The organism is endosymbiont of Riftia pachyptila (vent Ph05), from assembly GCF_000224455.1.
GTDB classification, from domain to species: Bacteria; Pseudomonadota; Gammaproteobacteria; order Chromatiales; family Chromatiaceae; genus Endoriftia; species Endoriftia persephonae.
Genome location: NZ_AFOC01000104.1, coordinates 1 through 11,218, shown reverse-complemented (window position 1 = coordinate 11,218; position 11,218 = coordinate 1). Strand labels below are relative to the sequence as shown.

Here is an 11,218-nt window from a genome sequence, read left to right as displayed (position 1 = left end):
GCGGCGATGGTACGTAACAGCTTCATGACTCTACCCACAGGATGGCCTATAAAAATGACACTCGAAGTATCGGTGGCAAAGGCAGGGGGCTTAAGTGACGAAGTCACATTTTCCTGTCAGATAGCCTGCATATCGCCTTGAGTTCAGCGATTTTGGGAGGAGGATCACGCCACCCCGCCAGGCAACGAGGCCGCTACGGCAGCCGACAGGAAGATAGATCAGGCAAAACGCTCATAAGCGCTGAGACAACGCTGCAGCATGGGCTGAAAGCTACCCGGCAGCGGCAAAGAGTCAGGGTCCAGAGCGGCCAGCATGTTTTTCAGGTGCACGCCCAGATCAGTATCGCCCACCATCTGCAGATGGCGCTGAAAAAACAGGGTATCCGGATCCTCACGGCCGGAGAGCAACAGCAGAAAATCGTAGGCGGTGCCGCTGACGGTCAGGTCCGCCTCATCCTTCACTGACAACTCTCTGATCATCCCCTCTTCCAGTGAGAGCAGGTAGCTAATGCCTGCATCGCACACCTTGATCCTCACACTGCGCCCCTCGAGAAAGTCAAGTTCCCCCTCCTCACGCTCGATAACCAGCAGACGATTCAGCAGCCGGCTCAGGATCAGGCTGTGCAGGCGCTCCGGAATCAGCCGACCGGGCAGGGCAAGCGGCTTGGGGAGACGCGGACGTTTGGCGATTTGGTTTATCATCGGACCCACTACCTCTGAAAAGCGGCTGGACAACAGGTTGCTGATCATAACAACAGTAACCGATATCTGCGACAATTTGCGGATCATGACAAAGCAACGGAATCCCTTCGACCTCGCCAACAACGAGGCCTACAAACGCTGGCGTGAGCAGAAGCTGACAGACTATCCAACCAGCCTGGACCAACTGATCGTGGAGATCGGCAATCCCCGCGATCTGCGCCAGAGCGAATACGACGCCCTGATGACCTGCTGTCGCAAAAGTAACATGGTGATCTGGGCTGGACTCTCAGGACACGATTCAGACAAGAACACCATCCGCCAGCTGGGCGAGCGATTTGGCCTGCACCGTCTCGATCACAACATGTGTGCCGACAATGACGCCATCACCTCACTCACCGTCCAGCCTGATGCGCTGCACCGAGGATACATCCCCTACAGCAACCGTCCTATCGCCTGGCACACCGACGGCTACTACAACCAACCAAAGGAGCAGATCCACGGTCTGCTGCTGCACTGTGTCGAGCCGGCTGCAAAGGGAGGGGAAAACGCGCTGCTCGATCACGAGATCGTCTACCTGCAGATCCGGGATTACCAACCCGCCTACATCCAGGCCCTGATGCACCCGCAAGCCATGACCATCCCCGCCAACCAAGTCGACGGCGAGATTCTGCGTCCGGCACGCAGCGGCCCGGTCTTTTCGATCGCCCCAGACGGCCATCTACACATGCGCTATACCGATCGCTCACGCAGCATCGAGTGGCGGGCAGATCCGCTGCTGGCAGAAGCCGTCAACTATCTCAAAGCGCTGCTAAATGCTCCCTCACCCTGGCACTTCCGCGGCAAGCTGGATGCTGGCCAGGGACTGCTGAGCAACAACGTCCTGCACACTCGCAGCGCCTTCAACAAGGACAAATCCCAACGGCTGCTCTATCGCGCGCGCTATTTCGACCGCATCCAGGGCACCTGAGCCGGAAACCTTTCCTTCCACCGCCGGTTGAACCCTGCCGACATTCTGTGTCACCATCCCGCGCCTTGGCCGCTATCGATCAGGTTGATGAAATGAGTAACGAGACCCCGATCCCCTTGGAGATCAATCTGCACCAGAAGTCACGCAAGCTGACTATCAGTTTCTCCGATGGAGCCAGTTTTGATTACCCCAGCGAATATCTGCGGGTCTTCTCCCCTGCGGCGGAGGTGAAAGCGAGCAGTGAACCGGTAACGGGTAAAGAATCAGTCAACATCAAGCGCATCGAGCCCCAGGGGCAATATGCAATCCGTCTGATCTTCGATGACGGCCACGACACAGGCATCTACTCCTGGGAGACCCTCTACGAGTTGGGGCAGCAATGGGAGACGAAGTGGCAGGCATACCTGCAGCGGCTTGAGGCGATCGGCTATCAGCGCGGCGCATCCGAAGTGGAGACCGACCGGCGCATCACCATCTACTATTTCTCCTGGCTGGTGCAGAAGCTGGGAAAACAGAGCGAAGAGATGATTCTTCCCGCCTCGGTCAGCAATATCGAAACACTGCTGACGCTGCTGCGCCGGCGCCGTCCCGACCGGGCGGACATGCTTGAGATGGAATCGATCCGCCCAACCGTCAATAAACAGTTCGCGGAGTCCTTCACACTGCTAGAGGATGGTGATGAGGTGGGTCTGATCCCGCTCTCCCCAACCCCACCGGCCACACCGAGCATGTAACGCGACGAAACTATTTCAGGCTGAAGCTAAGAGACTGCACATTGCCCTGACGTAGGATGGTGACTTCAAGCTGCTCCGCCTTTTTCAGGGTATCAAGCAGCTTGAAGGCCTGCCTCTCATCATCCAGCGGGATCCCGTTTACCGCTGTCACCAGATCGGATGGGCGAACGCCGAGACGATTGTAGAGCTTCCTGTCCTTCTGCGGCAGCAGCCGGTAACCCTTCAATTTTTTCCCCGAGCGCACCGGGACAAAGCGCAGGTGCTGCATAATCTTCAGCGGCTCTTTCTGAAACAGGTCCTTGTAGCTGCGCAGTGAGGTGTTGGCAGCGGTGTTGCCGGTGCTCCCGGAGGGGCGGGAACGCTTACCCCGGGTGGAGATGCCACCCCCCTTCGTCTTGGGGAATCGCAGCACTTCTGACTGGCCGTTTCGCAACAGCACCACCCGGTCGTTGTAGACCGCCTGAAGTTTCACACCCCCCACGCCTTTGATATTGGCCCCAACCTTATAGTGATCCTGCTTCGAGCCAGCCTTGCCGATGATCGCCGCCCCCTTCTCCGGGTTGTCATCGACAAATACTCCATGCAGGGTCAGATTCAGGCGGGTCTCCGGTGCACTCTTCTGGATCACCTTAGCGGAGTTGCTCTTGATCACCCCCGGGCGGCCAAACAGATGCAGGGAGGCGAGGCGCCGTGCCTCCTTGGCGATATCCAGCGCCTCTTTTTCAGGGGCCGCGCTCTGCTGGGTCTGCAGCGTGATTGTCTGTGTGGCGGGCTCCGGGATCAGCGACCAGGTGATGCGCGCTGCCAATTCGGAGATCAACAGCACAAGGACGACCACCGCTGCCTTTGGCAAGACCTGTTTCATCAGCGGGGCGAGCCAGGCGGGCACCTGTCGCTGATCGAGAAGCGAACCAAACACCCGTTGCAATGAGATGGAGATATCCATAGTTGTTCCGTTCTGCCCGGATCACCCTCCGCTGTAGCGGCGCAGCGACACCCTCAGTTTGAATCTTTTTTTGATCTTCGCGGCCATCTGCTCCGCAAGCTTTTTGTCGACCTCCGGACCGACCTGCACCCGATAGACCCTCTTCCCATCTACTGTAGCTTTTTTCAGGCTGCCCGGCAGATCAGCCTTGCGCAATCGTGACACCAGCGCCTCCGCATTGGCGCGCTTGCGAAAGCTGGCCACCTGGATCATCCAGGCGCTCGGGACCGCTCTTTCGATTCGTCCTTCTTGTTTGTAAACTAAAGGTTCAGATGCAGGATCATCGACCACGGCAGGCGCCCCGCCAACCTCGGGCGAGCGATCCTCCGGCGGCATCAGACCTGGCAGAATATCACCGTTCTCATGGCGCATCACCGGCTCCGGAGGACGCGGCGGTATCCGATCCCCCTGAAACACTCGCTCGGTATCGATCGGCTGCTCCAGCAGCATCGGCACAAAGATCACCACCAGTGAGACCAGTACGGCGCCACCCACCAGTCTCTGTTTCAGCCGCTCGCGCAAAATCTTTATCCGCCCTTTTGTCGTCAGACCTGTCGAAGTATATCAACAAAGCCAGGCGCTTCTGTCACTCCTGGCCCAATCTGTGCAACGCGTCGCCAACGATCTGAAACGAGCCGAACACCACCACCAGATCATCTGCCCCCAGGCCCGCACTGGCCGCTTGCAGGGCAGCTGCAATGCTTTCGTGGGGTTCGACCAACGACTCGACTGCCGAGCGCCGGAACAGGGCCCCAAGCTCCCCGGTCTGACGTGCCCGCCCAGACTCATCCGTCGCCACAATGCACCAGCGATCGACCAGCGGCTGCAGCAGCGCGATCACGCCTGCCGCATCCTTGTCGGCGAGCATGCCAAACACCGCCCGCACCTCACCCTTGATGCCCAGCGCCTCGATATGCTGCTTCAGCGCGGCCGCAGCCTGGAGATTATGCGCCACATCGAGCAGCACTGGCGGCGAGCCAGCCACTAGCTGCATCCGCCCCTGCAACCGCACCCCGCTCAGCCCCGCCTCCAGCGCCGAGCGGCCCACCGGAAGGCGTGCCTCCAGCAGCTTGACTGCACTGATCACAGCCGCCGCATTGGAACGCTGAAACGCTCCGGTAAGGGCAGGCAAGGGCAGATCCCGCTCAACCTGATCCAGTCCAAACCAGTCCCAGCCCTGCCCACATGGGCTGGCGCGAAACGCGCTGCCCAGCTGGAACAGCCGTGCCCCCAACGCTTCACCATGTTGCACAACGGACGCCGGCATATCGGCATCCGCCAGCACCACCGGGATTCCCGCTCGCATGATGCCCGCCTTCTCCCGGCCGATCTGCTCCCGCTCTTCTCCCAACCAAGCAGTATGGTCGATATCCACTGTGGTGATCAGGGCCAGATCGGGATCGATGATATTGACCGCGTCCAGCCGTCCACCCAGCCCCACCTCGAGGATCACCACCTGTGGCTGCAACTCGGCAAAGATCTCCAGCGCCGCCAGGGTGCCGAATTCAAAGTAGGTCAGGGAGATCCCCTGCCTTGCCTGATCGACCCGCTCGAACGCCTGACAGAGACGCTGATCGCTCATCGGCGCACCATTCAGGCGCACCCGCTCGTTGTAGCAAATCAGGTGGGGAGAAGTGTAGCTACCAGTGGTGTAACCGGCACTGCGGTAGATCGACTCCAGCAGCGCAACACAGGAGCCCTTGCCGTTGGTGCCGGCAACCGTGATAACGGTGCTCTGCAGCCCCGTCGGCCGCATTCGCCGCCACACCGAGGCGACCCGCTCCAGACCCAGTTCGATCGACTCGGGGTGGAGCGACGCCTGCCACGCCAGCCACTCGGCCAGGGAGGTGAAACGCATGGCGTAGCCGTGGGCTCAGGGGCGGGTGGCGTGGGTAAAGATACTCAGCAGATCGGCGATGCGGTCACGCATGTCACGCCGGTCGACGATCATGTCGATGGCGCCCTTATCCAGCAGGAACTCACTGCGCTGGAACCCTTCAGGGAGGGTCTCGCGCACCGTCTGCTCGATCACCCGGGGACCGGCAAAGCCGATCAGAGCGTTGGGCTCGGCGACATTGACATCACCCAGCATCGCCAGACTGGCAGAGACACCACCCATGGTGGGATCAGTCATTACCGAGATGAAGGGCAGGCCACGCTTCTGCAACCGCTCCAGGGCGGCACTGGTCTTGGCCATCTGCATCAGGGAAAAGAGCGACTCCTGCATGCGCGCACCGCCGCTAGCGGAGAAGCAGACCAGGGGGATGTTGCGCTCCAGCGCCACACTCACGGCACGGGCGAACTTCTCCCCCACCACCGAGCCCATCGAGCCGCCCATGAAGCTGAACTCAAAGGCGGCGACGACCAGATCGACCCCCTTCAGCTGACCGCGCATCACCAGCATCGCATCCTTCTCGCCGGAGTTCTTCTGTGCCTGCACGATGCGATCTTTGTACTTCTTGCTGTCCTTGAACTTCAGCGGATCTAACGACTCCAGGTTGGCCGCGATCTCTTCCCTCGGCGCCTCGTCAAGGAAGGTGTCGAGACGCCGCCGCGCACCAATCCGATTATGGTGGTTGCACTTGGGACAGACATCCAGATTGCGTTCCATCTCGGCACGATAGAGGATCGCGTTACACCCTGGGCACTTGGTCCACAAACCTTCGGGTACCGCCCGCTTGTTGCCGCCATCGGTACGGATGCGGCTCGGCATTAATTTCTCAAACCAGCTCATGACGCAGAGTCTACATAATAGATATCAGAAAGTCAGTGGATGATGAACGGATCAGGCCCGGTCCATCGCCGCGCGCATCTCGCTTAGCAGGCTGCCCAGCGCCGGTGCGATCGCTTTGGGGGTGTCGGCCAGCGCCTCGACCCGTGATACTAGCGCACTGCCAACCACCACCGCATCGGCAATCCGCGACATGGCGGCAGCGGTCTCGGCATCCTTGATGCCAAAACCGACACCGACCGGCAGATCGGTGGCGGCGCGAATCTCTCCGATCTTCTCGGCCACCGAATCGAGATCGAGGTGACTGGCGCCGGTGACACCCTTGATCGCGACATAGTAGACAAAGCCACTCGCGGCAGCAGTGACCTTACTGATCCGCTCGGCAGTGCTGGTGGGGGCGAGCAGATAGATCTGGTCAAGCTGTTGTTGGCGCAGCGCCTGCAGCAGCTCCTCGCCCTCCTCCGGCGGGATATCGACCACCAGTGCCCCGTCCACACCGGCCTTGGCGGCGGCCTCTGCGAACGCGGCATAGCCCATGATCTCGATCGGATTGAGATAGCCCATCAGCACCACCGGGGTCTGCTGATCCTGCTGGCGAAATTCCGCCACCATGTCGAGCACGTCGTGCAAGCTGACCTGGTGCGCCAGTGCCCGCTCGCTGGCACGCTGGATCACCGGCCCGTCAGCCATGGGATCGGAGAAAGGCACACCCAGCTCGACCAGGCTAGCACCGCTGCGCACCAGCTCGTGCATCAGCGGCACGGTGACGCCAGGACCGGGATCGCCAGCGGTGATGAAGGGGATCAACGCCTTCCTGCCCGCCTCGCGCAGCTGCTGAAATCTTGTCTCGATGCGACTCATATCACGATCCCCTCCCGTGCCGCCACGGTATGCATGTCCTTGTCACCCCGTCCGGAGAGATTAACCAGGATGATCTGATCCCGCCGCATGGTCGGCGCCAGCTTGGCAGCATAGGCAAGCGCATGGCTCGACTCCAGCGCCGGGATGATGCCCTCCACCCTGGTCAGCTGATGGAATGCCGCCAGCGCTTCGTCATCGCTGATCGCCACATACTGGGCGCGGCCGCCGTCCTTCAGCCAAGCGTGCTCGGGTCCGACCCCCGGGTAGTCCAGGCCGGCGGAGATCGAGTGGGTCTCGATGATCTGGCCATCCTTGTCTTCCATCAGATAGGTACGATTGCCATGCAGCACGCCGGGCTGGCCGGCACAGAGCGGCGCGGCGTGATGACCGGTCTCAAGACCGTCGCCCGCCGCCTCGACACCGTAGATCGCTACCTCAGCATCGTCGAGGAAGGGATAAAACAGGCCGATCGCGTTGGAGCCACCGCCAACACAAGCCACCAGCGCATCGGGCAGGCGGCCAGCCTGTGCCTGAATCTGCTCGCGGGCTTCGCGGCCAATCACGGTCTGAAAATCGCGCACCATCGCCGGATAGGGGTGGGGGCCGGCCACGGTGCCGATGATGTAGAAGGTGTCATCAATGTTGGTAACCCAGTCACGCATCGCCTCGTTGAGGGCATCTTTCAGGGTCTTGGAACCCGATTCGACGGCCCGCACCTCGGCACCCAGCAGCTTCATGCGGTAGACGTTTGCCTCCTGCCGCACCACATCCACCGCGCCCATGTAGATCACGCACTCCAGGCCCAGCCGCGCAGCCACGGTGGCAGTTGCCACACCGTGCTGGCCAGCGCCGGTCTCGGCGATGATGCGGGTCTTGCCCATGCGTTTGGCGAGCAGCGCCTGACCAATGGTGTTGTTGATCTTGTGGGCGCCGGTGTGATTCAGATCCTCGCGCTTGAGGTAGATCTGCGCGCCACCCAGCTCACGGGAGAGGCGCTCGGCATGGTAGAGCGGTGAAGGACGGCCGACATAGTTGGCCAGATCCGCGTCCAGCTCTTTGATGAAATCAGGGTCCTGCATGTAGCGCTCGTAGGCGAGGCGCAGTTCCTGCAGCGGCTCCATCAGAGTTTCCGCCACAAACAGGCCGCCGTAGGGGCCAAAGTGGCCGCGCTCGTCCGGCAGTGTTCCGATAATCTTTTCAGCAGTCGTCGCCACGTTTTACTCCCTCGATGAAGGCTGCAATCTTGTCGGCATCTTTGATGCCTTTGGTCTGCTCAACGCCACCACTGACGTCCACCGCATAGGGACGCACCTGGCGTACTGCAGACTCTACATTGAACGGATCTAGGCCGCCCGCAAGGATGATGTTTGGTGCCAGTTCCGTTGGAATCCGATCCCAGCTAAAGGTGCTGCCGGTGCCGCCGGGCTTGCCAGGCTGGTAGCTGTCGAGCAACAGACCGGCAGCATCCGCAAACCGCTCAGCCTCGGCCAGCAGATCCACTCCATCACGCATACGGATCGCTTTGATCCAGGGCCTACCATGCCCCGCGCACTGGGCCGGTGTCTCGTTGCCATGAAACTGCAACAGGCCGAGTGGAACCCGGGCAAGGATCTCTGCGATCCGCTCAGCTGACTCATCGACAAACAGACCAACCACGCTGACAAAGGGTGGCAACTGCGCCACGATCTGGCTTGCCTGATCCAGTGCCACCGCCCGCGGGCTTGGCGGATAGAAGACCAAGCCGATCGCATCGGCGCCACTTTGCACCGCCGCCAACGCGTCTTCAGTCCGGGTGATGCCGCAAATTTTGACCCGTGTTCTCATAAGGGGGCAGAAGATACAGGATAGCGCCGCAGCGCGCCACGTCAGCGCCTATCCGGCAACTGGAATTCTTCCGGATAGTCCACCTTGGTCAGGTAGAGTCCGTGGGGCGGCGCCGTCACACCACCCTTGCGTCTGTCGCGTAACTGCAGGATCTCCTCCGCCCAGGAGACCTCCTGCTTACCCTGACCAATCGCCATCAACACTCCAGCGAGGTTGCGCACCATATGATGCAAAAAAGCATTGGCGTGAACCTCAATGGCGATCATCTCCCCCTGCCGGCTCACATCGAGACGATGAATGGTTCGCACCGGATGCTTTGCCTGACACCCCAGGGCGCGATAGGAGGAGAAGTCGTGGGTGCCCACCAATGCCTGTGCCGCCTGGTGCATACGATGCTCATCCAGCGGATGATGGTGCCAGGTCGCCCGATTGCGCCAAAGTGCGGAACGGGTACCCCGATTGAGGATAAGGTAGCGATAGTGTCGCCCGGTTGCCGAAAAACGTGCATGGAAATCGTCTGCCACCTGCCGCGCCCAGCTGACACTCACATCATTAGGCAGGTTGACGTTGCTGCCCAGCACCCAGGCGCGAGGCGGCCGTTCTGCCGTGGTCTCAAAATGGACTACCTGACCGGTACCATGCACGCCGGTATCGGTGCGTCCTGCGCAATGCACTCGCACCGGTTGATCGGCAACGCGTGACAGCGCCGCTTCCAGATCCTCTTGCACACTGCGCGCGTGACTCTGCTTCTGCCAGCCGTTGAAACCGCTGCCGTCATACTCAACTCCCAGTGCGATTTTCATCTTGTCTATGCCGCAACAAAAAGGGCGCACAGTGTGCGCCCTGTAATCGATCATTGTCGTTAAAGTATCAGGCTTAAGAGAGCTGTCCCAGCAGCGATTGCGCCGCCTGCTTTTGTACGGATGAACCCTCTGCAATCACTTCGTCGAGAAGATTCTTTGCACCCTCTTCGTCACCCATATCGAGATAGGCACGGGCCAAGTCCATCTTGGTGTTAACCTCATCTTCACCACCCAACTCGATCCCTTCATCGAAGGTCAAGGAGATCGGCGCGATGCTGTCGTCTGTCTCGCCAAAGGCACTGCTTGATTCAAAGCTCTCGCTGCCATTCTCCTCGTTATCCAGATCATCAGAGAGCGACTCGAGCTCCCGCTCCAGGCTGGCCAGATCCAGATCATCAAGCGACTCTGAATCATCACCGAGAGTAAGTGAATCCCCTGTGCCTGCCGAGTCCGTCATAGCAGCACTCAGATCAAGATTACTCAGTTCGCTCGTATCATCACCAGCGCCCCCCATCTGATCCAGCTTGTTCAGCTGGTCAGACAGATCATGGGGCAATTCGATCTGGGTGCTATCGTCGGCATCCAGCTCATCCAGGTCAAGGGTATCCAGATCGATATCGAGCGTTTCGGTGTCAACCGCCAGGCCCACAACCGACTCTGCCTGCATCTCTTCCACCGCCGCTTCCAGTTCGCGGGCCAGACTCGAATCCGCCTCAGCAACATCAAGCCCCGGCACCGAACCTAACGCCTGGGACTCTGTGACAGTTTGAGGGGCGACCTCTTCCCTGGAGACCTCCTCCGGTGCTGCCATCTCACTGGCACCAAGAGCCTCTGAGTCAATGGAGATGGTCTCAGAAAAATCTTTGAGCTCACCAATCTCCATACTATCGAGATCGATCTCGGTCTCTCCATCCGGAGCCGGCCGGTCACTGCTGATTATCGCCGATGGAGTGCTCTCAAGCCGTGAGGAGTCAGTAAAACCACTCTCCAACTCCAGCCCCAGATCATCCATGTCATCCCGCCAGAGACCTCCTCATCACTGTCTAGCGCCGACTCATAGAGTACATTCTCGGGATCCAGCTCTCGCCCCATACGGGCGATCTTTTTCCATGAATCGCTGTCGCTCTCGGCTATACCTTCCTGGTGCATTGCAACTGCGGCTTCATTAAACGCTGCGGTGTCTTTTGCTGAGTAGTGGATCTCAAGCAGTTTCTCTTTCAGCTCAAGACGCTCGGGAGACTTCTCAATTGCCTGCTTGATAAGTTCTTCCGCCTGTTGGTAACGACCATAGGCGATATAGACATCAGCCTCAGAGATCGGATCGACCTCACCAGTCTCATCCTGCAGAGCATCGATATCGCTGGGCGTGAAGTCGCTCATGAAGGAGGTTTCATCGGTCGGCTCATTGACCGGCCCATCCCCCATCTCGGCAGCTGACGGTGAACTGNCATCGGCCTCCGGCACGATCAGGATGCTCTCTTCGAACTCGGCTTCCGCCTCCTTTCGACGGCGCATCGCCAGTGCCATCACACCAAGCAGCAACACGGCGACACCGCCAACCAGACCGGCAACGACAGTGGTATTGCCACCCATCACCTCGATCAGGCCTTTT

The 11,218-nt window shown here is 60.0% G+C and carries 12 protein-coding genes; 2 read left to right on the top strand and 10 right to left on the bottom strand.

The genetic code is table 11. The features are described 5' to 3' along the window. Positions 1 to 218: 218 nt before the first annotated feature. Positions 219 to 701, bottom strand: a complete 483-nt coding sequence (gene ubiT / locus RIFP1SYM_RS13880; protein WP_006475024.1) for a ubiquinone anaerobic biosynthesis accessory factor UbiT — start codon at positions 699 to 701, stop codon at positions 219 to 221. An 85-nt stretch (positions 702 to 786) separates the two neighbouring features. On the opposite strand from ubiT, the gene RIFP1SYM_RS13875 reads away from it, so the two are divergent. Continuing rightward, positions 787 to 1,668, top strand: coding sequence for a TauD/TfdA family dioxygenase (locus RIFP1SYM_RS13875; RefSeq protein WP_039960557.1), 882 nt, complete (start codon positions 787 to 789; stop codon positions 1,666 to 1,668). Positions 1,669 to 1,760: 92 nt separating this feature from the next. Next, positions 1,761 to 2,402, top strand: coding sequence for a gamma-butyrobetaine hydroxylase-like domain-containing protein (locus tag RIFP1SYM_RS13870; RefSeq protein WP_006475026.1), 642 nt, complete (start codon positions 1,761 to 1,763; stop codon positions 2,400 to 2,402). A gap of 10 nt (positions 2,403 to 2,412) precedes the next feature. On the opposite strand, the gene gspC is transcribed toward RIFP1SYM_RS13870, so the two are convergent. The 9 genes from gspC to RIFP1SYM_RS13825 form a co-directional block, all read right to left on the bottom strand. Continuing rightward, positions 2,413 to 3,348: a type II secretion system protein GspC gene (gene gspC, locus RIFP1SYM_RS13865; protein ID WP_005965849.1), complete on the bottom strand. Its 936-nt coding sequence runs from the start codon at positions 3,346 to 3,348 to the stop codon at positions 2,413 to 2,415. A gap of 21 nt (positions 3,349 to 3,369) precedes the next feature. Next, positions 3,370 to 3,909 (bottom strand): SPOR domain-containing protein, encoded by a 540-nt coding sequence (locus RIFP1SYM_RS13860; protein WP_005965847.1) that lies wholly within the window; start codon positions 3,907 to 3,909, stop codon positions 3,370 to 3,372. A 64-nt stretch (positions 3,910 to 3,973) separates the two neighbouring features. Next, positions 3,974 to 5,245 carry a bifunctional tetrahydrofolate synthase/dihydrofolate synthase gene (gene folC / locus RIFP1SYM_RS13855; RefSeq protein ID WP_005965845.1) on the bottom strand — a complete coding sequence of 424 codons (1,272 nt, stop codon included), beginning with the start codon at positions 5,243 to 5,245 and terminating at the stop codon, positions 3,974 to 3,976. A 15-nt stretch (positions 5,246 to 5,260) separates the two neighbouring features. Further along, on the bottom strand, positions 5,261 to 6,121 hold the full coding sequence (gene accD / locus RIFP1SYM_RS13850; RefSeq protein WP_005965843.1) for an acetyl-CoA carboxylase, carboxyltransferase subunit beta: 861 nt from the start codon (positions 6,119 to 6,121) through the stop codon (positions 5,261 to 5,263). A gap of 51 nt (positions 6,122 to 6,172) precedes the next feature. Next, positions 6,173 to 6,979, bottom strand: coding sequence for a tryptophan synthase subunit alpha (gene trpA / locus RIFP1SYM_RS13845; protein ID WP_005965841.1), 807 nt, complete (start codon positions 6,977 to 6,979; stop codon positions 6,173 to 6,175). Further along, positions 6,976 to 8,193 (bottom strand): tryptophan synthase subunit beta, encoded by a 1,218-nt coding sequence (trpB, locus tag RIFP1SYM_RS13840; RefSeq protein WP_005965838.1) that lies wholly within the window; start codon positions 8,191 to 8,193, stop codon positions 6,976 to 6,978. The genes trpA and trpB overlap by 4 nt, the downstream gene beginning before the upstream one ends. After that, positions 8,177 to 8,803 (bottom strand): phosphoribosylanthranilate isomerase, encoded by a 627-nt coding sequence (locus RIFP1SYM_RS13835; protein ID WP_005965836.1) that lies wholly within the window; start codon positions 8,801 to 8,803, stop codon positions 8,177 to 8,179. Before RIFP1SYM_RS13835 ends, trpB begins: the two co-directional genes overlap by 17 nt. A gap of 41 nt (positions 8,804 to 8,844) precedes the next feature. Beyond that, positions 8,845 to 9,606, bottom strand: coding sequence for a tRNA pseudouridine(38-40) synthase TruA (gene truA / locus RIFP1SYM_RS13830; RefSeq protein WP_006475029.1), 762 nt, complete (start codon positions 9,604 to 9,606; stop codon positions 8,845 to 8,847). 73 nt (positions 9,607 to 9,679) lie between these two features. Next, positions 9,680 to 10,618: a FimV C-terminal domain-containing protein gene (locus tag RIFP1SYM_RS13825; RefSeq protein WP_139042154.1), complete on the bottom strand. Its 939-nt coding sequence runs from the start codon at positions 10,616 to 10,618 to the stop codon at positions 9,680 to 9,682. Positions 10,619 to 11,218: the final 600 nt, after the last annotated feature.